We start from the raw sequence: 25135 nt of genomic DNA on the forward strand, positions 1-25135 counted from the left end.
CGCGATAATAGAGAATACTCCCCCCAATTCCATAGGGTGGAGCGCTTTAACATGCGGCTCCTGCAAATAGACCGGGCGGCAGAAGCGCTTTACTGCTTGACTATTGCCGCGGTCGTGCTTGCATCTCACGGCGTCGCCGATGGGTTCGGAGAACGCCTTCGCGGAGAACTGCCGCATGATTTATCTGCTTGCCTTGCTGATCGGCGTGATCGCCGGATTGCGCGCCATGACTGCTCCGGCCGCGGTAAGCTGGGGAGCCTATCTGGGCTTCGTCGGCGTTGCGGGCAGCTGGATGGCCTTCCTCGGGTCGATCTGGACCGCCCTGATCCTGACGATACTGGCGATCGGCGAACTGGTGACGGACCAGCTTCCCCGCACCCCGAGCCGGACCGTGCCGGCGCAGTTCGCGACCCGCATCATCACGGGAGCCTTCTCCGGCGCCGCCATCGGCATGGGCTTCGGACAATGGCTGGGCGGCCTCGCTGCCGGGGCGATCGGGGCCGTCGCCGGGACGCTCGGCGGCGCCGCATTCCGGTCGAGGGTGGCGGCAGCGTTCCGGCGCGATCCGCCCGCGGCCTTCATCGAGGATGCGATCGCCATCGCCGGCGCGGGGCTTATCATCTACGCGCTCACCCGCATGGCCAGCTCATGAGGGATTTCGACGCCATCATCATCGGCACCGGACAGGCAGGACCATCGCTTGCCGGACGCCTTACGGCGGCGGGAATGACCGTGGCCATCATCGAGCGCAAGCATGTGGGAGGCACATGCGTCAACACCGGCTGCATGCCGACCAAGGCGCTGGTCGCCAGCGCCTATGCGGCCCACCTCGCCCGCCGGGCCTCCGACTACGGAATTGAGCTCGATGGTCCGCCCAGGGTGGACATGCCGAAAGTCATGGCGCGCTCTCACCAGGTGACGCTGAACGCGCGGCGCAACAATCGCGAATGGCTGCAGTCGATGGAGAGATGCAGTCTGATCGAGGGACATGCCCGGCTGGAAAGCAGCAACACCGTTCGCGTCGGCGAGGAGCTTCTGCGGGCTCCGTGTATTTTCCTGAATGTCGGCGGCAGGGCGGCGATACCGGACTTTCCCGGAACCGAGCGTGTGTCCTATCTGACCAATAGCAGCATCGTCCTGCTCGACCGCGTGCCTCGCCATCTCATCGTCATCGGCGGAAGCTATATCGGCCTGGAATTCGCGCAGATGTACCGCCGGTTCGGCGCCGAGGTGACCGTCATCGAGAAGGGCGAGCGCCTCATAGCCAGGGAGGATCCCGACATTTCCGACGCGATCCGCGAGATCCTCGAGGCGGAAGGCATCCATATTCGCACGGGCGCCGAATGCATCCGTCTGGAGCCCCATCCCGAAGGTGCGGCCGTCGGCGTCGATTGCACCGACGGCCCGCCGACCATCGTCGGCTCGGACGTGCTGCTCGCCACCGGCCGGCGTCCCAACACGGATGACCTCGGTCTCGACAAGGCGGGCGTGGACGTTGACGAGCGCGGCTATATCAAGGTTCACGACGACCTTACCACGACCGCCAAGGGCATCTGGGCGCTGGGCGACTGCAACGGCAAGGGTGCCTTCACCCATACCGCCTACAACGACTTCGAGATCGTCGCCGCCAATCTGCTCGATGGCGAAGACCGGCGGGTCTCGGACCGTATCCTCGGCTACGCGCTCTATATCGACCCGCCCCTGGGACGGGTGGGCATGACGGAAGCGCAGGCCGTGAAGGCCGGAAAGAAGGTCCTCGTCGGCAGGCGCCCTATGAGCCGCGTGGGACGAGCGATCGAGAAGGGCGAGACGCAGGGCTTCATGAAGATCGTCGCGGATGCCGAAACCCGCGCCATCCTCGGAGCCGCCATCCTGGGGACCGGCGGCGACGAGGCGATCCATGGCGTGCTGGATGTCATGAACACGGGCGCGAGCGTCGATACGCTCCGCTGGGCCGTGCCCATCCACCCCACCGTATCCGAGCTCTGGCCGACCGTGATCCAGGACATGTCGCCCGTTTAATCTTCCGTTCACCGTTTCCGCCTTTTGCCGCCGTTGCTTAACTCCGTTGGCAGGCATTTCCGCTAGGTTCTCGGAGCGTAAAGGTGACCGAAAAATGTGCGGACTTGCAGGATTTCTGGGTGAAGCAGCTCATCCGGGGGCGACAGAGTGCCTCCTGGAGAGGATGGCCGAGGCGATCGCCCATCGCGGGCCCGACGGCCGCGGGACCTTCTCCGCGCGCGGCATCGGACTTACCCATGTCCGTCTTTCCATCGTCGGCCTTTCGGACGGAAAGCAGCCCATGCGCAATTCCGACGGGTCGATCGTCATCGCCTTCAACGGCGAGATCTTCAACTATGTCGAACTGCGGGAAGATCTGAAGGCCAAAGGCCACCGCTTCCGCACCGAAAGCGACACCGAGGTGCTGCTGGCGCTTTACGAGACCTTCGGCGAGGAGTGCCTGCAGCGCCTCAACGGCGACTTTGCCTTTGCGATATGGGACGGGCGAAACCGGCGTCTCGTGCTGGCCCGCGACCGGATGGGCGTCCGGCCTCTCTTCTACACCCGGTTGCGCGACACGCTCTATTTCGCATCCGAGATCAAGGCTCTGCTGCAGGTTCCGGGCATCGACGCCGAACTCGATCCGCTGGCGCTGGACCAGATCTTCACCCTCTGGGCGCCGATCGCACCCCGCACCGCCTTCAAGGGGATATACGAACTCGAGCCCGGCCATGTGCTGACTGCGCGGGACGGACAGATCGCCGAGCGCCCCTACTGGACGATGCAGTTTCCGGACATGCGCGATATCAATCCCGACCGAGGCGCCGACCGGCGGGACGAACTGCATGCCCTCCTGACCGATTCCATCCGGCTGCGCATGCGCGCCGACGTGCCAGTTGGGGCCTACCTTTCCGGGGGCCTCGATTCCTCGCTCGTCACCGCGCTCGCCGCGCCCATGGCCCCGAACGGCCTCAACACCTTCTCGGTCACCTTCGACAGCGCGGAGCATGACGAGAGCAGCTTCCAGGCGCTGGTTTCCGAAAGACTGAACACCCGCCACCGGTCCGTCCGCTGCGGTCCCTCGGAAATCGCCTCGCGCTTTCCCGACGTGGTGCGGCATGCGGAACGGCCGATCCTGAGGACTGCGCCCGCCCCCCTCTTCCATCTCTCCCGGCTGGTGCGGGACGAGGGGATGAAGGTCGTGCTGACCGGCGAGGGCGCCGACGAGATCTTCGCCGGCTACGACATCTTTCGGGAGGCACGGGTCCGGCGCTTTTGCGCTCGCCAGCCGCAATCCCGCATCCGCCCGCATCTCTTCCGCAAGCTCTATCCCTACCTTCCCGGCCTGAAGCAGCAATCCCCCGAGTATCTGGCAGCCTTCTTCGGCGCGGGTGCCGACCGGTCCGACGATCCGCTCTTCTCCCACCGGCCGCGCTTTCGCAGCACCGCAGCGGCCAAGATCTTCTATTCCGACGATCTGCGGGCAGAACTCGGCGGTTACGATGCCGCCGACGACCTCGCCTCGCGCCTGCCCTCCGAATTTTGCCGCTGGCATCCGCTCCACCAGGCGCAATACCTGGAAGCGCGCTTCCTCCTGCCCGGCTACATACTGTCGAGCCAGGGCGACCGGATGGCCATGGCGCACGGGATCGAGGGCCGCTTCCCCTTCCTCGACCACCGCGTCGTGGAATTTGCCGGAAGGCTTTCCCCGGAGACGAAACTGAAGGGGCTCGAGGAAAAACACATCCTGCGCCGGGTGGCCGACGGCCTGCTGCCCGAAAACGTCATCCGTCGTCCGAAGCAGCCCTACCGGGCGCCCGACAGCAGTTCCTTCGTGAACGGGCACGACGAGGCCTATGTCGGCGAATGCCTCGGCGAGGAGGCGATCCGCAACGCCGGCTTTTTCAACGCGAACGCCGTCTCGCGGCTCCGCGACAAGTCCCGCTCCCGTCCGCTGACCGGCTTTCGTGACAATGCAGCCCTTGTCGGCATAATCTCTACGCAGTTGTGGCACCGACAATTCGCGCCGGGCACACGCCGCGATGATCCCGGCTCCGCTTCCGCGGGCGCGCCTCTGGCGGTTGCGGGATGACCGCAATGGGCAAGCATGCATCGCGAATTCGCAACCTTCGCACCTTCCTTCCCCATGCCGCGGCCTATGCCGCCTCGGGAGGCAGTCTCATCGTCAGCTCGGCGGCTCAGCTTCTGACGTTCGCCATCCTCGCCCGCTTCCTCGGCGTGGACGAGTTCAGCCTCTTCGTTGCGATCACCGCCCTGTCGAACGTCGCCGTGCACCTCTGCGGGCTGGGAGCAACGGAATGCCTGGTGCGCAGGGTGGCCCGCGACGAGGAAATCTATCCCGCGCTCCTTGGCCACAATCTCATCCTGATTGCGGTCAGCGGGTTTGTCCTGGTCCTGGTCGGCGCGGTGGCCTTGCCCTACTTCTTCCAGGTCGCCGAAGACAGGCTTGTCAACGTCCTTTTGATCACGACGATGCTGGCGACCAACATCGTCCTGGTTCGTGCCATCCTCTTCACCGAACAGGTCTTCATCGCCTTTTCCGATTTCGGCGCCGCCAACAAATCCGTCATGGGCTTCGCCCTGATCCGGACCGCCGCGGCAGGTCTGGCCTGCATCGTCTTCGAGGTTTCGACCCTCCAGGGCTGGATCATCTGGCAGTTTGCCGCCCACGCGCTTTTCCTGGCCGGTTGTGCCGCCGCGCTTCGCCCGCTCGGCCGGCCCCGCTTCCGGATCGTTCGGGAAGAACTCAGGCTCGGCCTCTACTTCAGCATTCCGTTCATCCTGAAGGCGGCCCGGCAGAACGCCGATCTCGTGGTACTGAGCCTGGTGACGAGCGCCGAGATCATGTCGAGCTACAGCGTCGCCCGCCGGATCATCGAGAGCAGCTACCTGTCGGTGGATGCCCTCAACCGCATCCTTTATCCAGGTACCGCACGCGCGAGCGCCGCCGGCCTGCATCACGCGGCGGTGCGGGTGCGACGGATCTTCATCGTAGCGCTGACGATCAGCATTGCAGCAGCCCTGGGCGTCTACCTGCTGGCCCCGGTTCTGCCTTATCTGTTCGGTCACGAGTACACGTCACTTGTGCAGTTCGTCCGCTATCTCTGCTGGGTACTGATCCCGGTTTCCTGCTGGGCGATCGCGCTGGAGGCGCTCGGCGCTGCCGGTCACCAGGGCGCCCGCGGCGCCGTTCTCGGCGGCGGCAGCCTGCTCGGGGCAGCCCTTGCCGCCTGGGCGACCTGGTACGCCCCGCCTGCGGGTACCATCCTCTCCTACTACGTGATCGAGATCGCCATGGCGGTCGCGGCCTGGATCGTCTATCTCCGCGTCCTCGCCAGATCCCGCGACAGGACGATCTCCATGCGCGCGGGGGTGCCGGCAGAATGAGACAGTCCGCCCTCGCCCGGTCCGCACCGCCTGCGGTGCCGCCTTCGACGCCTGTCGTCCCCCGCGGGGTGCAACCCATGTCGCGGGATGATCTCGATGACGTCGGGCGGCTCTTCAACCTGGCCTTCCGGAAGGTCTCTAAGCCCCCCTCCCGAGAACTGGTCACCTATCTGGATCACGTCTTCTTCTCCTCGCCCGGCTATAGAGAGGAGGCCGGATCGCTGGTGCATCGGAATGCCGCCGGCCGCATCGACAGCGCCGTTCTGGCGCTTCCCATGAGCTTCGAGGTGGATGGCAGGAAGATCACGGCCCGGCTTCTCTGCGCCTTCATGGCGGATGGCAGGGCGGGACTGGCGGGAGCGGCGCGCATCGCGCGCGCCATCCGCCTGTCGCAGCCGGAATTCTGCTTTTCCGATAACTCCTCACCCGCCAGTGCCGATCACTGGGCAGTCGGAGGCGGCAGCGTCCTTCCGATCCAGAGCCTCGAATGGCGCCGGACATTCCGGCCGGCGGCCGCGGCGATCGAACGGGTACGGACGAAGCTGCCGTGGCTCAACGTGCCGATGCTCTCCCTCCCCGCCTATCCCTTTGACCGGCTGGCACGCCGCATGATGCCTTCCTTGCGCGCCGAGCCGGACATTGACGCGCGCTGGGTTACGGCTGACGCACCCACGTTCCTGCGCTCCTTCCGAACCATGACGCGCCGTTTCTCGCTGCGCCCCTCCTGGTCGGGAAGGGAGTTTCGCTGGCTGATGGAAAACGCGGCCGCCAACCCGGCGCAGGGGAGGCTCACCGGCAAGATCCTGCTCGACCGGCGGGACGAGGAGATCGGCGCCTGTCTCTACCTTCACAAGCCGCGTGGGACCGCCCACGTCCTGAACGTGCTGAGCGAGCCGGGGCGCGAGGTGGAGGTCGTGAGAGCCCTGTTTGCCGAACTGGAGGCATCCGGCCACGTTGCGGCGCGCGGAATGGCGCAGCCATTCCTGATGAACGCCCTGCTCAGGAGCGGCAGGACCAGCTTCGTGAGCCGCGGCTATTTCTGCATGACGACCGATCGGGAAGACGTCCGCGAAGCGGTTCTCCGCAACGATCTCTACGTCGGCGGCCTTGCCTCCGAGAGCTGGAGCCGGCTCGTCACCGACTTCCGGTGAGGCGGGTTAACCCAATATTTATAGCGCAGGACTAGGTTCCCGAAGATATTCGCTGTCGCAGAACCGCGCTCTCCCCGCGCGACCCGGCCCGGTTGGAGGTAGGAGATGTATCGGCCGAAGGAGCCTGAAGACGGACGACCGGACATGCCGAGAGCGCAGGCCGGACGCACCCCCGCATCGCTTCTCGACCTCATCAGCCATCCGCAGACGGAACAGGGCGCCGAAACCTATCGCCGACTCGCGGTCACCGAGCCTGAAATCCAAGAACCACCGCCGCCTGAAGCAAGGCCGGAAGAACAGCCATCCGATCACCGTGCGTGGATCCAGGGGCGCCTCAACGCGGGGCTGCACAGTCTGCGCGAACTTGGCCCCGCCGACATCCTCCTGTGGCTGCAGCAACGGCTCCGGCTCGTCGTCTGCGCGACGATCCTGGGCATCTGCGCGGCCGCCATCTTCGGACTGACCGCCACGCCGCGCTACACGGTCTATACCGACCTGATCATCGATCCGCAGAACCTCAACGTCGTCTCGGACGACGTGTTCGCGTCGAGCCCGCAGCGCGAAGCGCAGCTCCTGGAAGTCGAGAGCCGCCTCAGGGTGTTGACGTCGCGTAATGTCCTGCGCGAGGTCATCTCCGACCTAAAGCTGACGGAGGATCCCGAGTTCGTGAAACCGGGACCGTTCGAGCCGCTCCTGCGCATGTTCTCGTCGGGCACGTCCCAACAGGACCTCGAACTGGGCGTGCTGCGCGAACTGAGCGAACGGGTGGAGGCACGACGCGAGGAGCGATCCTTCGTGGTCGTCCTGTCGGTCTGGAGCGAAGATCCGGACAAGGCCGTGCGGCTGTCCGAATCCGTCGTCCGCGCCTTCGAGACGGAACTCTTCGAATCCGCCGCGACGAGTGCCGGCCGGATCGCGTCCGGACTGGGCGAACGGCTGGACGAACTCCGCTCCGCCGTCACGGCGGCCGAGGAAAAGGTGGAGGCGTTCCGGCGGGAAAACGACCTGCAGGCCACGGCGGGAGAACTCGCCAACAGCCGCATGTCGTCGCTTGTCGATACGCAGGTCGTGGAAGCGCAGCAGCGGTTGATCCAGGCGGATGCCCGCTACGCGCAGATGCAGGCCGCCGTCGCCAGCGGCCAGGCGGCAACAGCGGCGGTCTTCGATTCCCCCGCGATGACGACGCTGCGCGGCACCTACAACACCCTTCGCCAGCAGGTCGGCTCCATGGAGCGGACCTATGGCCGGCTTCATCCGCGCCTGATCGCCCTGCGCTCCGAGGAGGCGGCCCTCCGCAACGCGATTGCCGACGAGGCAGAACGCATCCTGCAGTCGGCTCGAACCGACATGGAACAGGCGAGGACGGCGCTTCAGGAATTGCGGGCGACCGCCGAGGACGGCCGCACGACCGTATACGTCGCCAACGACGCCCAGGTGCGGCTTCGCGAACTGGAACGGGATGCCCGGGCAAAGGCCACCGTCTACGAGACCTTCCTTGCCCGCACCACCCAGATTGCCGAGCGCCAGCAGATCGATGCGACTAATGTCAGGGTGATCTCGCCCGCCGTCCCGCCGCAGTCGAAGAGCTGGCCGCCGCGAACGGTGATCCTCGCTGCGGCAGGAGCGGTCGCCGGAGCAGTCCTGGGGGTCGGCCTAGCAATCGCGATGGGGCTGCTCGGACATCTCCGCAACCTCCAACCGATCCCGTCCAGCCGCCGGCAGGTCACGAGGCCCCGATGACGGACCGTGTGCTGCAGACGGTGGCATACGAAGAGGATCGTCCCGCTCCGATCGGCGCCATCCTCTTCATGGCCGTCCTGCTGTTCCTGTTCATCACCGTCAAGCCTTACGTCGATCTTACCGGAGAAGCCGTTCTCGACCCGTCCGCCGGCAACTCCCACCGCCTGAACCAGGTCATCACGCTGCTGCTGTTCGCCGGCCTGCTGATATACGGGCTGGCCCATCCGATGCGGTCGATCATCCTGAAGCCGCATGGCCTGATGCTCTGCATCCTGGCCTGGTTCCTCATCGTCTCCCTCGCCTCGCCTCACGCATTTGCCAGCATCAAGGCGGTCGCGCTTTCGGCCATCACCTTCGTGCTGGCTGCGGTTTTCCTGCTCCTGCCGACCTCCGAGCGCCAGTTCTCGAAGCTCTTGGCCCTCGGCGCGCTGGTAATGCTGGGATTTGCCTATTACGGCGTCGTCTTCCTGCCGGAGCTTTCCATCCACCAAGCCTCCGAACTGCGCGAGCCCATGAACGCCGGTTTCTGGCGCGGTCACCTGCCGCACAAGAACAGCGCCGCCGGCATCATGGTCATCACCGCCTTCATCGGCCTATATGTCGCGTCCACATGGTCGAAGCTTGCCGGGCTGGCGATCGTCGCCCTCTCCACCTTCTTCCTCCTGCACACCGGCGGAAAGTCTGCATCGGCGATGCTGCCCGGCGTGCTGCTCCTCGCCTGGCTTTTCGAGCGATTCCGCTGGACGCGCGTGCCGATCGCGATCGGCGGCGTCGCGGCGTTCAACATGCTCGCCGTCGGCTCCGCGGTCATTCCACCCTTCCGCGAATTCGTGAACGGCCTTGGCGTCGATGCCACCTTCACCAACCGCGACGACATTTGGCGCCTGGCATTCGGGGCAATTTCCGAGCGGCCGATCCTCGGCTACGGGTTCAACGGCTTCTGGCAGACACCGGAACTCGTCTACAGCGGCGGCTCGATCGAGAACTGGGCGGTCCAGGCCTATAACGGCCACAATGCCTATCTAGACATCGCCCTGACGACGGGCGTGCCCGGCCTGCTGCTGACCCTCGCGCTCGTCCTGATCATCCCGCTGCGGCATCTTCGCGGGATCGAGACAAGCGGCCCGCAGTCGGACATCACCCGGCTCTTTCTCCGGATCTGGCTCTACACGCTCTTCAACTCGGTGCTCGAAAGCATCTTCTTCGCGAACGGCAACCCCTTGTGGTTCCTGTTCCTCGCCGCCCTCTACGCCTTCCGCCTGCGCTCCGAAAATCTCGTCGCCTCCCCCGGCCCGCAATCAGTCCGGGAGGTAGCCCATGCGTGATCTTGCAGCACGCGCCAACCGGCTGGTGGACCGGCTGGGCAACCGGCTGATCTGGAGCCTTGCCTCGCAAAGCCGCACGATCGAGACCGACGTCCCGCTGGTTACCTTCACCTTCGACGATGTTCCCGATACGGCTCTCACACGTGGCGCCACCATCCTCGAAAGCCACGGCGTACACGGGACCTTCTACATCGCCGGCGGACTTTCCGGACGGGTGGAAGCGGACCGCACGCTGATCTCCTCGTCCGGCTGTCGCGAGCTGGAAGAGCGCGGCCACGAGATCGGCTGCCACACCTTCGCCCACCGGAGCGTCCGCACCTATGGAAACGCCCTGTCGCAGGATCTCGACCGGAACGGGCAGTTCCTCAAAGAGGCGCAGGTGCGCCGCGCTCCCACGAATTTTGCCTTTCCCTACAATGCTGCCTGGCCCATTGCCCGGAAGACCCTGAAGGCCCGCTATGCCACCTGTCGCGGTGCCGGCGAAGCGATCAACCGCGACCGCGTCGATCCGTGGATGCTCAAGTCCGTGGAGATCCGCCAGCCGGAGGAGCACGCGCGGGGACTGACACGATGGGTCGACGACGTGGTCGCCAGGCCCGGATGGCTCATCTTTTTCACGCATGACATTGCCGACCGGCCGACGCCTCACGGCTGCCGGCCCGACACTTTCGACCGTCTCGTCGAGTATACGATCCGGGCCGGGTGTCGGGTGATCACGGTGGCGGACGCGGTCCGGCGGTTCGGATGGGAGACCGGTCGATGAACTTCCTCGCGCGCGACGTTTCCCCCGTACGCCTGCTCAACATCAACAACTACTTCTACCGCCGCGGCGGCGCGGAGGCGGTCTTCCTCGACCATACGGCGCTCTTCGAGGAGATGGGATGGGATGTCGTCCCCTTCGCCATGCAGCATGAGAAGAACCTGCCCTCCCCGTGGTCGGACTACTTCGTCTCCGAGATCGAGTACGGGCGGGAGGGCGGCGCGCTCAAGCGCGTGCTGCAGGCCTCCAAGGTCATCTACTCCTTCGAGGCGCAGTCCAGCCTCAAAAGGCTGATCGCGAAGGCGCCCCCCGACATCGCCCACGCGCACAACGTCTATCATCACCTGTCGCCCGCGATCTTCTCCACCCTGAAGGATGCCGGCATCCCCGTGGTGATGACCGCGCACGACCTCAAGATCGCCTGCCCTTCCTACAAGATGCTCCGGGAAGGCCGGATCTGCGAGGAGTGCCGCGGCGGCCGAATTCACAACGTCGTCCGCAACAGGTGCCTCAAGGGCTCCCTGCCGCTGAGCGCCGTCGTCTTCGCCGAGACGGCCGTCCACCGCATGCTCGGCCTCTACCGCAACAAGGTGGATCGCATCGTCGTCCCGAGCCGCTTCTATCGCGACAAGCTGATCGAATGGGGATGGCCGGCCGGGCAACTGACCTATGTGCCCAATTTCGTCGATCTCGACGGTTTCGATATCCGACGGGACGAAGGAGACTATTTCGTCTTTGCGGGTCGGCTCGCCCCGGAAAAGGGTCTGGCGACCCTGATCCGGGCTGCGGCCCGCGCGAAACAGCGGCTCGTCATCGCCGGCACCGGTCCGGAGGAGGAGGCGCTGCGCCGCCTGGTGGAGGAAACCGACGCGGACGTCACCTTCGCGGGCTTCGTGGGCGGGGAGGCGCTCCACCGGCTGATCGGCCAGTCCCGGGCGCTGGTCCTGCCGTCGGAATGGTACGAGAACGCCCCGATCAGCATTCTGGAAGCCTATGCGCTCGGGCGCCCGGTCATCGGCGCGGCTATCGGCGGCATCCCGGAAATGGTGAGGGTCGGAGAGACCGGCCTGACCCCGACGCCCGCCTCTGTCGAAGACCTTGCGGACGCCCTGACGCGGATGGCGTCCCTCGGGCCGGCCCAAAGGTCGGCAATGGGTGCTGCCGGCTGCGACTGGGTCTCGCGTGAGTTTTCCCGCTCGTCCTATCGCGATCGGATGCTCTCGGTTTACGGCGAATTGCAACCCGGTGTCTTCGGCAGCTCGGCGGCCCTTTCCCGGTAGCCGCCGGCGCCGAAAGTTTTTCCACCGCTCCCCGAACACAGCGGCAGGATCGCTAGAATTCTAACGAACAGGTTTCCACGTCTCGAATGTTCCCGCTGTAGAACTGGTCTCGAAATGCCTTTGCAAGCCGGGACACAATGACAACGAAGCATCTGGAACCAGTCGCAGAAACAGAACCGGCGCGACGCCTGTCCATGGCGCCACCGGCCCTTGACGGGTCGGACGGGACGCCCGAGCAGTCTGAGCATCAGGAGGCTGTAACTGGTGCCGGGAGTGCCGGACGCCGCATCATGATGCTCGGCCTTCGCGGCGTTCCGGAAATTCAGGGCGGCGTGGAACGGCATGTGGAAATGCTCGGCCGGGAACTCGTGCGCGCCGGCTGGGACGTCGAGGTTGTCGGGCGCCGCTCCTACCTGCAGCAGGCAAAGTCCTTTTCATGGGATGGCATGAAGGTGACGCCGCTCTGGGCACCGCGTTCGATGACGCTGGAGGCCCTCGCCCACACCTTGGCCGGCGTCCTCTACGCCGCCTGGAAGCGGCCGGACATTCTTCACATCCATGCGGTCGGTCCGGGCCTGCTGGTACCGCTGGCCCGCATGCTGGGCCTGCGCGTGGTGACCACGCATCACGGCTACGACTACGATCGCGAGAAGTGGGGTCCCGCCGCAAAGCGCATCCTGCGGCTCGGGGAGCGGCTTGCGGTGAGGATGTCCCACGCGACGATCGCCGTTTCCCGCGACGTCACCGAGACGATGAAAAGGCGCTACGACCGGGTCCCCAGCCACGTCCCCAACGGAGTGTCGGTTCGCCCGCCCGTCTCCTCCACGGACATCCTGGAACGATTTGGGCTCGAACCCCGCCGCTATATCGTCATGGTCGCGCGGATCGTGCCCGAAAAACGCCAGACGGACCTCATCAGGGCGTTCGCGCTCCTCGGCACCCCCGGCTGGAAGCTCGCCATCGTCGGTGGAGCGGACCACAAGAGCCGCTATGTCGAAGAGGTGGAAGCCCTTGCCCGGGAAGTTCCCGACGTGGTCATGACGGGCTTCCGGAGCGGCGACGATCTGTCCGCGATCTTCTCGCAGGCCGGCCTGTTCGTCCTGCCCTCGCTGCATGAAGGCATGCCGATCTCGCTACTCGAGGCCATGAGCTACGGGCTCCCCGCCCTTGCGAGCGACATTCCCGCAAATCACGAGGTGGAGCTTCCCGACGAGGACTATTTCCCGCCCGGGGACGTCGAGGCGCTCTCCGCCGCCCTTGGCCGCAAGCTCGCCCTGCCCTTCGTCGAGCGGGATTCCGTTGCGCGCATCCGCCATGCCGAGATGAACTATGCCTGGCCTTCGATCGCCGAGGCCACCGTAGCGGTCTACCGGTCGGTCCTTGGCGGCCATAACGACGGGGAACGCAAGTGACCGTCTCCGTCATCATCAAGACACTGAACGAGGAAAAGCGCATCGCGCGGACCATCGAAACCGCGCTTTCGGCAATCTCCTCGGTCGGCGGCGAGGTCATCGTCGCCGACAGCGGCTCCTCCGACCGCACGGTCGCCATTGCCGCCGCCCATCCGGTTCGCATTGTCCAGATCATGCCGCCGGCCGAACCGAGCTGCGGCATCGGCCCCCAGCTCGGCTACCAGTATGCCCGGGGCGAGTATATCTGCCTCATCGACGGCGACATGGAACTGGACGAGAACTTCATCCCCGAAGCGCTGGATTATCTTGCCCGGAACCCGAAGGTCGCGGGTGTCACGGGTCATGTCGAGGAGAAGATGCTAGATAGCCTGGAATATACCCGGCGCGTGACGCGGGATGCGCCGGAGGCGAGGATCGGCACGATCGACCGGATGAATGGCGGGGGGCTCTATCGCCGCTCGGCGATCGAGACCGTCGGCTACTTCACCGATCGTAATCTCCATTGCCACGAGGAATTCGATCTCGGCGTCCGGCTGCGGAACGCCGGATGGATCCTCCACCGGCTCGACCGGCGCTTCGTCTCCCACTACGGCCATGCCATCAATTCATACCGGCTCCTGGTAAGGCGATGGCGGACCAGGTACCTCTTCGGCATCGGCGAACTGCTGCGCGCCTCGATCGGCAAGCCTCACTGGAGGACTGTCATCGCCGATCTGCCGGAACTGAAGCTCTGGGCGCTTGTCGGCTGCTGGATGCTCGCGTCGCTCGCCCTGCTGGTCCTTCTTCCGGCAAAACTTCTCGCCGCATCGATCGTGCTGGCGATTGCGGCAGGCGTGGTCGCGGCAATGTCGGTGCGTAAGGGTAGCCTCGCGATGGGGCTCTACACGGTCACAGCCTGGCTTTTCCACACGACGGCCCTGCCTTTCGGGTATTTCCGACCGCGCCGGGATCCGCGATTGTGGATCGAGAGCCGGGAATTGGGGGGACAGGATGCGGAACATGCTTCGGCTGGTCTGGACGGCGATCGCGATCGCAGGACCGGGACTCGCCAGCGCGTCGGATGACTGGCTTCCCGTCCGGGAGGAAAACCTCTCGATCGAGGCCGGCAGCCCGCTCGACTTTTCTCCCTTCCTCGCCAACCTGCCGATAGATCGCCCCGGCGCGCGGCTTGTCGCGGGCGATGGCGGACGCATGGCCCGCGCGGAGACCCCCACGGAACCGCTGCGGCTCCATTGTGCCTCGCTTGCCTGGAGCCCGGCCTCCGGTGGCTTTCCCGATCACGCCACCGCCGATATCTACGCCCGGCAACTCGCCATGCGCGGCTATAACATTGCCCGGCTGCATTTCCTCGACGCCAGCCTGATGACGGCGCGGGAGCGGGACTTCGATTTCGATCCGGAGACGCTCGACCGGATCCACTACCTGATGGCCGCCCTCAAGAGGGAGGGCATCTACTGGATGGTCGACGGTCTGACCTCATGGCATGGAGGCACCGGCGGCGTCGACGACCGCTGGGACCCTGCCCCTGGGTTGAAGCTCGACATGCACCATGACGAGCGGGCCTTCGCCCACTGGCGACAGCTGGTGACGGGAATTCTGGCCGGTGTGAACCCCTATACGGGCATCGCTCCCGTGCATGACGAGGCGCTTGCCCTGCTGATCCTCGCCAATGAAGGCGGAATGGAATTCGAGACGGTCGTCCATGAAAGAGAGAGCGAGCCGCACTATCCCGCCGGCCTGCAGAAAGGCTTCAACGACTGGCTGCGGGCGCATTATCCCGACGATGCCTCACTCCGCGCGGCCTGGGATGAGCTGGAGCCTACCGAAAGCCTGCGATCCGGCACCGTCCGCTTGCCGGCCAACCGCTACCACGACACGCCCCGGATGCGGGATCTCCAGGCCTATTTCGTCCATGACGAACAGGCGCTTCTGGAGAAGATGACGGCGGTCGTTCGAGGCCTCGGCTATGGCGGTCTCGTCAGTTCCTACAACAACTGGCCGACGGTCCAGACCGCGCTCACCCGGTCGCGGATGGAGGCGGTGACGATGAACACCTACCACGACTGGGTCGGGGGTTATGGTCGCGGCGCGACGATCACGGGCGAGAGCGCGATCGCCAGCGGGGCAGCCTACCTGCGCCGAGCAGCCGCCGCCCGCTGGCTGGACAGGCCCTTCGCCATCAGCGAATACGACCACCTCTTCTGGAACCCCTACCGGTACGAGGCCGGCCTGGTCGTTCCCTCCTATGCCGCCCTCCAGGACTGGGATGCGCTCTGCCGCCACGGGCACGGCCCGATTGCCCTGCGCTACGGAGAGCCGTTCGCGCACAAGCGGGCCATGCTTCCCTATGCGATCGCGCTCGACCCGGTCGCTCGCGCCGGGGAAACTCTGGCGGCCCTCCTGTTCAGGCGGCAGGACGTTTCAAGGGCGAGACAGACCATCCCGTTCTCCGTCGAGGGCCTCTCGGACCTGACCGGGGACATGCAGGCGACCGAACCCGATGTCCTGACCTCGCTTGCCCTGGTTTCCGCCATCGGGCTTCGCGACGGCGACGGCCTGAGGATGGCCCATGCGATCGAACAGCCACGATCCGATGGGCAGGCGGGCAAATTGCTGAGGGCCATGAAACAGGCCGGTCTCCTCCCGTCCACGAACCGGACGGACCTCTCGCAGGGCATCTTCGAGAGCGATACCGGCGAACTTCTGCTCGACGCCGGGAAGCGGCTGTTCACGGTGGTGACGCCGCTCACGGAGGCGGCGGCGTTTTCGTCGCTGACCCCAACCATCCCCCTCCGCTCGCTGACGATCGAGGGCGCCGAACAGGGAGGATTGCTCGCGGCCTCGGTCATCGACGGGGCCCCTTCCCTCGCTGAAAGCCGGCGCATTCTCCTGGTTTACGCCACCGATGCCCGCAATACCGGGATGCGGTTCCGCGACAGTGCGGAACGGGTGATCGAGGACTTCGGAACGCTCCCGGTTCTTGTCCGCAGGGGCAGTGTCTCGGTTTCGCTATCCGGCAGGTCCGGGCCCTGGCGGCTGTCGCCCGTCGGGCTGGACGGCGCCGTCCATGCCCCCGTCCTGAGCGGTACGGGACCGGTGCGTTTTCTCCTGGACAACGATGCCCCGTCCGGCCCCACGACGTTCTTCCTCCTGCAGATCGACTGAACCGCAGTCTTCTGTAAAGTCTGCGTGAGAATCGGCGCCGGGGCCGCCGCTCAAGAAGTATCGTCCCCTCCCGCGCTTGCATGACGGCCCGGAAAGAGTAGGCTTGCCCTCTCTTCTTGGAAGCGCTGGCGCCACACGGCCCAGGACCTTGCTCCGGACTACGGAGGGCTACCAATGACGCATCATATTCACCCAAATACATTTGAGCCGCAGGATCTGGCCCGCATGCAGAAGCTTTTCAGTGCGGCATGCGCCGCAAGAGGCATGGACGGCAAGGGAGAAGCAGCCGACCATCTCGCCGTTCGCATCGTCGAGCTTTATCAGCAGGGCGTGCGGGAAGAGAAAGACCTGACTTCCCATCTGCAGGCCTAGGTTTCAGCGATTACCGCTTTGCCTGAAGGTCCCGCTCGTCGCGGAGCAGATAGAGCCGTGTCGTGTCATCGAGATTGCCCGCCAGCCAGTCGGCCATCTCGATCTCCTCTTCGAGTATCCGCTCGAAGACCGCCTTCGCCTCGACCTCTCCGAGTTCGTCGGCTGCTGCGATGAGAACGCGGTAGGCGGCGATTTCCATGTGCTCGAACGCATAGCCGGCCATCGCCCCCTTCACCACCTCGTCCGACGTCAGGACGGCCCCGAGCCCCTGCGCCGTGCCCGCCAGCCGGCCCGTCAGGTCCCGCACCAGCGAGCTTCCGCCCGAGGGCAACGCGTCCAGCAGCCCCTCGAGAAGCCGCAGATGCTCCTGCGTCTCCAGGATATGCGCCTCGATGCGTTCCTTCAGTTCGGGATAATTCTGGAGCCGCTTTGCCTGGGACGTGAGCATCGTCAGCGCCTGCTTCTCCAGCGCATGGGCATCGCGAAGCCACGCGGCAAAGTGATCCTTCATATGCATGTGGTCGTCCCTCGCGGCTCAGTTGCTCGGCACGAGTTCAACTCGACTGTAATGCCCTCGGTTCCGACAAAAGCGGGAACCTAGGCGGCGCTCTGCAGTTCACCCATCATCGCGAATGGAGGACCAGGGGCAGAAGATGCGCAATGCAAACCAGGCAAAAGCAATGATGGGCGCCGCGGTTGTCGTCGTACTGATGCTCGTCGCGGCCTATTTCCTGCAGTCGTCGCTGGAGACTGCGGAGATTGCCGAACCCGAGCGGACGGACACCGTGCAGGACCTGCCCGCCGGCAGGGCGACAGGCAATGAACAGCCGACCGGCGCGATCGAGAACTAGAAACCACGAGAGGACACGGAAATGACCGTGCAAGATCCACGAGAGCCGCGCGAAACGCCGCCGGTTCCTGCACCGGACCTCACTCCCGTGCCCCCGATCGACGAACCGGAGCCCGACAGGCTCCCCGACGAGGACCCGGTCCCCAACCCCGACGAGACGACCGATCCGCCCGTTTACGCCTGACGGGCCCTCGGGAACGCCATGGAACAAGCGGAACCTGCGTGCGTTCATTTACGATCGCAAGCAAGGGGCGCGCAGGTGGACGTGACGACAACCGCATTTTCGGAAGACCAGAAATCCCGTGTAAATCCAATCATCAAGCCCGGCCAGAACGCGTGGCGTAGCGCTCGCGCGGAGAAGGCTGCCTTTCTCATCGACGGCGCGGAATACTTCCGCCGCCTCGACGACGTGCTGGATGAGGCACGGCGCTCGATCTTCATCATAGGGTGGGACTTCAATCCTTATATCCGTCTGCGCCCAGAGGATCCCGGGTGCCCGACGCTCGGCGAGCGGCTCCGCAGCCTCGTCGATAGCCGGCCGGAACTGGAAGTCCGGCTGATCGTCTGGGGCATGGGACCGGTCTATTCCGGCAAGAGCCTGAAGATGTTCGGCAAGATGGATTGGAGCGACCACGAGCGGATCACGCTGAAGTTCGACTTCGATCATCCCCTGCGGGCCAGCCATCACCAGAAGATAGTCGTCATCGATGACAAAACGGCCTTTCTTGGCGGCATCGACCTGACGGCCCGCCGATGGGACGATCGCGAGCACCGGGAAGAGAACCCGCTCCGCCGATCGCCTGACGGAACACCCTACGGGCCCGTCCATGATGTCCAGAGCATCGTCACCGGGCAGGCGGCGACCATGATCGGCGACGTTGCACGGCGGCGGTGGCGAAAGCTGACGGGCGAGACGCTGCAGCCCGTGCCTCCCCTCCCGGGGCCCAACCCGTGGCCGCAGGATCTCCCTGCGACCCTGGAGGATTGTTCGACGGCGCTGGCCCTCACCGAGGCATGGAAATGGAAGGGTCGTCGCGGCCACCGCGAGGCGATCCGACTGACCCATGACGCGCTCCGCGCCGCGGAGCGCCACCTTTACATAGAGACCCAGTATCTCGCCTCGTTCGGCGTCGCCCGAACGATCGCCCGGCGCCTGAAGGAACCCCGCGGGCCGGAGATCGTGGTGATCGTGACGCGGGAATCCCACGGTTTCTTCGAACAGTTGATGATGGGCAAGAACCGCAACCGTCTCATCCGCAGGCTGATGCGGGCCGACCGCTACAACCGCCTGCGGGTCTACTATGCCGTGACCCCGGACGGTGAGGGCAAGGACCGCGAGATCGTCGTCCATTCCAAGGTCATCATCGTGGACGACCGGTTCATCCGGGTCGGCTCCTCGAACCTCAACAATCGCTCCGAAGGCCTCGACACCGAGTGCGATCTTGCCATCGAGACCTATACCGACGAAGGGCGCCGGGCGATCGAGCGCGTCAGGGACGACCTCATCGCGGAGCATCTCGCCGCATCGCCGCAGGAGGTGTCGGCCCTGATCCGCGAGACGGGATCGCTCCTGGCGGCGATAGACCGGCTGAACGTCTCGCCGCGTGGACTTCGCCCCTTCCATGTCGACTCCGGGCCGGGCGAGACGGAATCCGTTCTCGGCACCGGCATCATGGACCCGAAGCAGCCCTTCTGGCCGATCCGCCCCATGCTCACGCTCGGCAGGCGCGGGTTTACCCGCCTAACCCGCCGCCTGCTTTGATATCGGCCCGCGGCGCGGCTGGCGGCGGAAATACGCCTCGCTTGCCACGAGCATCGGCACGCCCACCATCAGCGGGACGAAGAAGTAGAGAATCCGGAACACCACGAGCGCTCCGATGGCTCCGACCGTGGGCAGGATGCCGAGGATCGTCGCCTCCAGGACGCCCAGCCCGCCCGGCACATGGCTGATAAGCGCCGCGAGGTTCGCCGTCACGTAGGCGGTTGCGACGGTGAGGTAGTTCACCGCCGCAAGGCCCAGCATGAGCTGGTAGACGCAGGCCGCCACACAGGCGAAGTTGAGCGTGCCGACCACCACCTGGCCGAGCGCAAGCCCGAGGGACGGCGGCTGGAAGCTCCACCGGTGGATGACGAGCGGCCGCCGCACGCGCCAGCAGATCAGCAGATACAGAACCGGCACCAGCAGGCAGGCGCTGCCAAGCAGGACCGCGGAGGTTTCGTTGAGGCCGAGGAGATCGCCGCCCTGCCCGCGGGTGACGATCAGGGCCAGGCCGGCAAGCGTCATGAGGCCGATCCCGACGGTGACGCCGCAAAAGATGATGACCTTGGCCACCTGCTCCCCGGAAAGCCCCCATCGCGTATAGAAACGGTAACGCACCGCCCCGCTGCTGAGCGCAGCCATTCCCACATTGTGGCCGATGGAGAGGCTGCAGAAGGAGGCAAGCGCCGTCTGGCGATAGGCAAGCGCGTGGCCGGCATAACGGACCGCCAGCCAGTCGAAGCCGGAAAGACAGGTATAGGAGGCGATCACGAAGACGAAGGCGAGGATCAGCCTCTGCTGGGGTATGGCCGCCACCGAAATCCGGATTTCCTCAAGACTGTAGCGTCCGAGGCTGCGGTAGACGAGGAAGGCCGCCACCGCGATCGCCAATGCCACCAGAATTCTGAAAAAGCCCTGCCTCGTGACCATCCTCTCCCCTCTCTAAACATGCGAACGGGGAACGAAAATTGGACAAACGGGTTCCCCCGCTCATGTCAGCCAACCTGCAGCAATCACCAGCCAAGCCCGGCACCGTCCTCAAGGTTCTCAGCTACAACGTTCACAGTTGCATCGGCACCGACCGCAAGCTCGATTGTGCGCGCATCGCCGAGGTGATCGCAAGCATCGAACCCGATATCATCGGCCTGCAGGAACTGGATGTCGGTCGGCGGCGCACCGGTGGCGCCGACCAGGCGCACATCGTCGCCTCTCTCCTGCGCATGGAATTCCATTTCCACGCGGCGCTGCACGTGGCGGAAGAGCGCTACGGGGACGCGGTGCTGACAGCGCTGCCCATGCGGCTCGTGAAGGCAGCCATGCTGCCCTCCTCCGGCGAACAGCGGGGAGCCGTCTGGGCGGAAGTGTCGGCGGGCGAGAAGACGGTCCAGGTTTTCAATACCCATCTCGGCCTGCGCCGCAGGGATCGCGTCACCCAGATGCGGACCCTGCTCGGGTCCGGCTGGCTCGGCAAGCCGGAGAACGCCGACAAGCCTCGCATTCTCGTCGGCGACCTGAATTCCATCGGCAGGTCGGCCTCCTACGGGCTGGTCGCGAAGCATATGAAGGACGTCCAGCTCGCTCCGGGTCGGAGGGCCCGGGCCACCTTTCCGTCGCGCTATCCGGTGATGCGCCTCGACCATATCTTCGTGTCGGACGACATCGAGGTCCTGGATGCGCAAGTGATCTCCAACCCGCTGACGCGAAGGGCCTCGGATCACCTGCCGCTACTGGCGACGATCCGCCTGTGAAGACCGCCTCCCTCTGACCACGAAAGGAACCGGCAGGCGAGTTCGCGCGGCCTGTGCGCCCTCCCATAGTGCCACTTTTTTATGCGGCGGCCCCCTTCGCGAGCATATCCTTATTGACCTCCACCATGTTCGGCCCATTTCTCCCTGAGCGGACTCGACGCTGCCTTTGTTAGAGTGAGGATGGACGATGTTCGATAATCTCGACGCCACGCTCCTGGCCAGGCTTCAGTTTGCCTTCACGGTTTCCTTCCACATCATCTTCCCGGCATTCTCCATCGGCCTCGCGAGCTATCTCGCCGTCCTTCAGGGCCTGTGGCTGCGCACGAACGAGAAGGTCTATCTGGAGCTTTTCGACTTCTGGAAGACGATCTTCGCCCTGGCGTTCGGGATGGGTGTCGTCTCCGGAATCGTCATGTCCTACCAGTTCGGCACAAATTGGAGCGTCTTCTCCGACAAGGCCGGGCCCATCATCGGCCCGTTGATGGGCTACGAGGTGCTCTCCGCGTTCTTCCTCGAAGCAGGGTTCCTCGGTGTAATGCTCTTCGGCCGTGAACGCGTCGGTCCGGGCCTGCACTTCTTCGCGACGATCATGGTCGCCCTCGGAACGCTGATGTCGGCGATCTGGATTCTCGCGGTCAACTCCTGGATGCAGACGCCGGCGGGCTTTGCGATGAACGACGCCGGCCAGTACGTTCCCGCGGACTGGTGGGCCATCATCTTCAACCCCTCCTTCCCCTACCGGCTGGTCCACATGGTGCTTGCCGCCTACCTGACGACCGCGCTGGTCGTCGGCGCGGTCGGGGCCTACCATCTCTTGCGCAGGACGTCGCCGCTCCGGTCCGGTACGATGTTCTCGATGGCCATGTGGATGCTGACGATCGTCGCGCCCGTGCAGATCATCGCCGGAGACCTGCACGGCCTCAACACGCTTGAGTACCAGCCGGTCAAGGTCATGGCGATGGAGGGGCACTACAAAAGCTATCCCGACGGGGCGCCGCTCATCCTGTTCGGCATGCCGAACCCGGAAGAGAAGCGCGTGGACTATGCGCTGGAGATCCCGAAGCTCTCGAGCCTCATCCTCAAGCACGACCTGAACGCGCCACTCGCCGGCCTCGATACCGTTCCCGAGGCGCTGCAGCCGCCGGTGCCGATCGTCTTCTGGGCATTCCGCATCATGGTCGCCATCGGCTTTGCGATGTTCGGGCTCGGACTGTGGAGCCTTTATTGTCGCTGGCGCGGTTCCCTCTACGACAGCGACTGGCTGCATCGCTGCGCCATGGTGATGGGACCGGCAGGCTTCGTGGCCGTTCTGGCGGGCTGGATAACCACCGAGGTAGGACGACAGCCCTTCACCATCTACGGCCACCTTCTGACCGCCGATTCCGTTTCGCCGATCGCGGCGCCGGCCGTCGCAACCTCGCTGATCGCCTTCATCATCGTCTACTTCCTGATCTTCGGCGCGGGGACCTTCTACATTCTCCGGCTGATGGCCCGCCTGCCGCGCGATCCGATGGGCGATCTGGACGAAGGCCCGATCCGCACGGCGGGGATCACGCCCGCCCCGCAGGCAGCCAAACACGAGGAGACCCGTCATGGAGCTTGATCTCGCTTTCATCTGGGCTGCCATCATCGCGTTCGCGGTCCTCGCCTACGTCATCCTCGATGGCTTCGACCTCGGCGTGGGAATTCTTTTCCCGTTCTTCCCGACCAAGGCCGAGAAGGACGTGATGATGAACAGCGTGGCGCCCGTCTGGGACGGCAACGAGACCTGGCTGGTGCTGGGCGGCGGAGGGCTGCTTGCGGTCTTCCCGCTTGCCTATGCCACCATCCTGCCGGCGCTCTACGTGCCCATCGTCGCCATGCTGCTCGGGCTGATCTTCCGCGGCGTCGCCTTCGAATACCGCTGGCGCACGAAGCGCGCGGAGCATTTATGGAACGGTGCCTTCACCGGCGGATCGGTGGTGGCCGCCTTCTCCCAGGGTGTGGCGCTGGGTGCCCTCGTCCAGGGCATACCGGTCGCGAACCGCGCCTATACCGGCGGCTGGTGGGACTGGCTTACCCCCTTCTCCGTCGTAACCGGGCTGGCCGTCCTGGTCGGCTATGCCTTGCTCGGAGCCACCTGGCTGATCATGAAGACCACCGGAGAGCTTGCCGAAAGGGCACGGCGCTACGCCTATGTCACCGGTGTGGGTACGCTGGTGGCCATGGGGATCGTCAGCCTCTGGACCCCATTCCTCGAGCCGCTCTATCTCGACCGCTGGTTCGGATGGCCGACGGCGGCCTTCAGCTTTATCGTGCCCCTCCTCGTCATCGGCTGTTTCCTGGTCCTGGCCCAGGGCTTGCGTACCGGTCACGATAGCCGGCCCTTCCTGGCGTCACTGGGCCTCTTCGTCCTCGGCTATATCGGCATCGGGATCAGTTTCTATCCCTATATCGTGCCAACCTCGGTGACGATCTGGGACGCGGCGGCTCCCGATGAGAGCCTCGCATTCCTTCTCGTCGGGGCCGTGGTCCTCGTTCCACTGATCCTCGCCTATACGGCCTACGCCTACTGGGTGTTCCGCGGCAAGGTCAATCCCGAGGAAGGCTACCACTGATGGCGGGACCTGGGACGTTCCGGCGGATCGTCTGGTTCGTCGGCCTCTGGCTTCTGGGCGTCGTCACCGTGGGGATCGTCGGGCTGATCATCAAGTTCTGGCTCGGCACCTGATCGGACCCGTCAGGGCCCGCGCGTCTCTGCATGGCGACCACCTGCGGGTGGACATCATCCGGGCACGCGTTACAGTTCCCTGACTGGTTCCTGCGGGAACGCCGGATTGCTTGCTCCGGGGGGCACGGGGAGCATGGGGGGCGACTGGAAATTGACGGCATATCCAATTCAGCACAGCGACAGCGACGCGCGCCGGCGCTGGACAACGCTTGTTCTCCTCTGCTGTGCTGTGGTCCTGTCCTTCTCCACGTGGTTTTCCGCAACGGCGATCCCTCCGGAACTGACCCGCGCATGGGCCCTCTCCCCCGCTGAAACGGCCTGGCTGACCAACGGCGTCCAGATCGGTTTCGTCGCCGGCGCCCTCTTCGCAAGCCTGTTCAACCTGCCCGACCTGATCAGGATGAACCGCCTCATGGCGGGATCTGCCGCGCTGGCCGTCGCCGCAAATGCGGCACTGCTGCTGGAGCCGTCGCCGATTGTCGCGATTTCCTGCCGGATCGTCACGGGTTTCGCACTCGCCGGCGTCTATCCGCCCGCCCTCAAGCTCGTGTCCACATGGTTCGTGACCGGTCGCGGCCTCGCCTTCGCCGCGGTGATCGGGGCGATAACGGCGGGATCGGCACTGCCGCATCTCTTCCGCGGCACGACGTCGGGGATGGGGTGGCAGCAGGTGCTGGTGATGTCGACCGTCGCGGCGCTCGCAAGCATGGTCCTCTTCCTTTTCTGCGTGCGGGAAGGACCCCACCCCTATGGCAAGGCGGTGTTCGACCCGCGCCAGATCGGCCGCGTGCTGCGCGACCGCAACATCGCCCTGGTGAACATCGGTTACCTCGGCCACATGTGGGAACTCTACGCCATGTGGGCCTGGCTGCTGGTTTATCTGACCGCAGCCTTCGAGGCCGGCGGCTTCGGAACCGCGCGGGAGGCATCGCTTCTCACCTTCGCGACCGTCGCCGTGGGCGTTGTCGGATGCTTCGTCGGCGGCATACTTTCCGACCGTATCGGACGCACCGCGACGACGGCAGGTATGATGATCGTCTCGGGGACCTGCGCGCTTGCCGTGGGCTTGGTCTTCGACGGACCGGCCTGGCTCCTCACGCTCGTGGTTGTCGTCTGGGGCATCAGCATCATCGGCGATTCCGCCCAGTTCTCCGCCGCCGTCACGGAACTTGCGGAGCGCAATTATATCGGCACCGCCCTCTCGCTGCAGATGGGGATGGGGTTTGCGCTGACCATCGGCATGATATGGGGCCTTCCCCGGCTTGCCGAACTGATGGGCGGATGGCAATGGACATTCTCCGTCCTCGCGGTCGGACCATTCGTCGGCGCGGCGGCAATGCTCTACCTGCGGCGCCTTCCTGCCGCGAGACAACTCGCAAACGGACGCCGCTGAAGGCACTTGAAGCTTATTATCCAGACGTATAATAATAGTCGGAATGATGGCATCGCAGCCG

22 protein-coding genes are annotated in these 25135 nt (G+C 65.2%); 20 read left to right on the plus strand and 2 right to left on the minus strand.

The window, feature by feature from the left end:
- Positions 1-175: 175 nt before the first annotated feature.
- The 13 genes from ACWGPT_RS01920 (at position 176) to ACWGPT_RS01980 (ending at position 16614) form a co-directional block, all read left to right on the plus strand.
- Positions 176-652 carry a DUF4126 domain-containing protein gene (locus tag ACWGPT_RS01920; protein ID WP_452603871.1) on the plus strand — a complete coding sequence of 159 codons (477 nt, stop codon included), beginning with the start codon at positions 176-178 and terminating at the stop codon, positions 650-652.
- A complete protein-coding gene (locus tag ACWGPT_RS01925) occupies positions 649-2022 on the plus strand; it encodes an FAD-containing oxidoreductase (protein ID WP_452603872.1) in 1374 nt (457 codons plus the stop codon). The genes ACWGPT_RS01920 and ACWGPT_RS01925 overlap by 4 nt, the downstream gene beginning before the upstream one ends.
- 94 nt (positions 2023-2116) lie before the next feature.
- Entirely contained in the window at positions 2117-4093 is a 1977-nt protein-coding gene (asnB, locus tag ACWGPT_RS01930) for an asparagine synthase (glutamine-hydrolyzing) (protein WP_452603873.1), read from the plus strand.
- Positions 4094-4098: 5 nt separating this feature from the next.
- Positions 4099-5409: a lipopolysaccharide biosynthesis protein gene (locus ACWGPT_RS01935; protein ID WP_452603874.1), complete on the plus strand. Its 1311-nt coding sequence runs from the start codon at positions 4099-4101 to the stop codon at positions 5407-5409.
- A complete protein-coding gene (locus tag ACWGPT_RS01940) occupies positions 5406-6560 on the plus strand; it encodes a GNAT family N-acetyltransferase (RefSeq protein ID WP_452603875.1) in 1155 nt (384 codons plus the stop codon). The genes ACWGPT_RS01935 and ACWGPT_RS01940 overlap by 4 nt, the downstream gene beginning before the upstream one ends.
- 105 nt (positions 6561-6665) lie before the next feature.
- A complete protein-coding gene (locus tag ACWGPT_RS01945) occupies positions 6666-8300 on the plus strand; it encodes a GumC family protein (protein WP_452603876.1) in 1635 nt (544 codons plus the stop codon).
- Positions 8297-9625 (plus strand): O-antigen ligase family protein, encoded by a 1329-nt coding sequence (locus ACWGPT_RS01950; protein ID WP_452603877.1) that lies wholly within the window; start codon positions 8297-8299, stop codon positions 9623-9625. The genes ACWGPT_RS01945 and ACWGPT_RS01950 overlap by 4 nt, the downstream gene beginning before the upstream one ends.
- Entirely contained in the window at positions 9618-10388 is a 771-nt protein-coding gene (locus tag ACWGPT_RS01955; protein ID WP_452603878.1) for a polysaccharide deacetylase family protein, read from the plus strand. Before ACWGPT_RS01950 ends, ACWGPT_RS01955 begins: the two co-directional genes overlap by 8 nt.
- On the plus strand, positions 10385-11665 hold the full coding sequence (locus ACWGPT_RS01960; protein WP_452603879.1) for a glycosyltransferase family 4 protein: 1281 nt from the start codon (positions 10385-10387) through the stop codon (positions 11663-11665). The genes ACWGPT_RS01955 and ACWGPT_RS01960 overlap by 4 nt, the downstream gene beginning before the upstream one ends.
- Positions 11666-11955: 290 nt before the next feature.
- A complete protein-coding gene (locus tag ACWGPT_RS01965) occupies positions 11956-13077 on the plus strand; it encodes a glycosyltransferase family 4 protein (protein ID WP_452603880.1) in 1122 nt (373 codons plus the stop codon).
- The gene (locus ACWGPT_RS01970; RefSeq protein ID WP_452603881.1) at positions 13074-14141 is read left to right on the plus strand and encodes a glycosyltransferase; all 1068 of its coding nucleotides are present in this window, start codon (positions 13074-13076) and stop codon (positions 14139-14141) included. Before ACWGPT_RS01965 ends, ACWGPT_RS01970 begins: the two co-directional genes overlap by 4 nt.
- Entirely contained in the window at positions 14077-16242 is a 2166-nt protein-coding gene (locus ACWGPT_RS01975) for a glycoside hydrolase (protein WP_452603882.1), read from the plus strand. The genes ACWGPT_RS01970 and ACWGPT_RS01975 overlap by 65 nt, the downstream gene beginning before the upstream one ends.
- A 174-nt stretch (positions 16243-16416) precedes the next feature.
- Entirely contained in the window at positions 16417-16614 is a 198-nt protein-coding gene (locus ACWGPT_RS01980) for a hypothetical protein (protein ID WP_452603883.1), read from the plus strand.
- A gap of 10 nt (positions 16615-16624) precedes the next feature.
- On the opposite strand, the gene ACWGPT_RS01985 is transcribed toward ACWGPT_RS01980, so the two are convergent.
- Complete coding sequence (locus ACWGPT_RS01985; RefSeq protein ID WP_452603884.1) at positions 16625-17131, minus strand: ferritin-like domain-containing protein; 507 nt, start codon at positions 17129-17131, stop codon at positions 16625-16627.
- 136 nt (positions 17132-17267) lie between these two features.
- Here ACWGPT_RS01985 and ACWGPT_RS01990 point away from each other — a divergent pair, with 136 nt between their 5' ends.
- The 3 genes from ACWGPT_RS01990 (at position 17268) to ACWGPT_RS02000 (ending at position 19226) form a co-directional block, all read left to right on the plus strand.
- Positions 17268-17465 carry a hypothetical protein gene (locus ACWGPT_RS01990; protein ID WP_452603885.1) on the plus strand — a complete coding sequence of 66 codons (198 nt, stop codon included), beginning with the start codon at positions 17268-17270 and terminating at the stop codon, positions 17463-17465.
- 21 nt (positions 17466-17486) lie between these two features.
- Positions 17487-17648, plus strand: a complete 162-nt coding sequence (locus ACWGPT_RS01995; protein ID WP_452604108.1) for a hypothetical protein — start codon at positions 17487-17489, stop codon at positions 17646-17648.
- Positions 17649-17723: 75 nt separating this feature from the next.
- The gene (locus ACWGPT_RS02000; RefSeq protein ID WP_452603886.1) at positions 17724-19226 is read left to right on the plus strand and encodes a phospholipase D-like domain-containing protein; all 1503 of its coding nucleotides are present in this window, start codon (positions 17724-17726) and stop codon (positions 19224-19226) included.
- On the opposite strand, the gene ACWGPT_RS02005 is transcribed toward ACWGPT_RS02000, so the two are convergent.
- Positions 19206-20153, minus strand: coding sequence for a lysylphosphatidylglycerol synthase domain-containing protein (locus ACWGPT_RS02005; RefSeq protein WP_452603887.1), 948 nt, complete (start codon positions 20151-20153; stop codon positions 19206-19208). The genes ACWGPT_RS02000 and ACWGPT_RS02005 overlap by 21 nt on opposite strands.
- A gap of 62 nt (positions 20154-20215) precedes the next feature.
- Between ACWGPT_RS02005 and ACWGPT_RS02010 the strand changes: the two genes are divergently transcribed.
- The 4 genes from ACWGPT_RS02010 to ACWGPT_RS02025 all read left to right on the plus strand — a co-directional run bounded on the left by ACWGPT_RS02010 (position 20216) and on the right by ACWGPT_RS02025 (position 25074).
- The gene (locus ACWGPT_RS02010) at positions 20216-20971 is read left to right on the plus strand and encodes an endonuclease/exonuclease/phosphatase family protein (protein WP_452603888.1); all 756 of its coding nucleotides are present in this window, start codon (positions 20216-20218) and stop codon (positions 20969-20971) included.
- Positions 20972-21158: 187 nt separating this feature from the next.
- Complete coding sequence (locus tag ACWGPT_RS02015) at positions 21159-22574, plus strand: cytochrome ubiquinol oxidase subunit I (protein ID WP_452603889.1); 1416 nt, start codon at positions 21159-21161, stop codon at positions 22572-22574.
- The gene (cydB, locus tag ACWGPT_RS02020; RefSeq protein WP_452603890.1) at positions 22564-23568 is read left to right on the plus strand and encodes a cytochrome d ubiquinol oxidase subunit II; all 1005 of its coding nucleotides are present in this window, start codon (positions 22564-22566) and stop codon (positions 23566-23568) included. Before ACWGPT_RS02015 ends, cydB begins: the two co-directional genes overlap by 11 nt.
- Positions 23569-23832: 264 nt before the next feature.
- The gene (locus tag ACWGPT_RS02025) at positions 23833-25074 is read left to right on the plus strand and encodes an MFS transporter (RefSeq protein ID WP_452603891.1); all 1242 of its coding nucleotides are present in this window, start codon (positions 23833-23835) and stop codon (positions 25072-25074) included.
- The last annotated feature ends 61 nt before the right edge of the window (positions 25075-25135 follow it).

It is taken from the genome of Pseudorhizobium sp. NPDC055634, assembly GCF_053618655.1.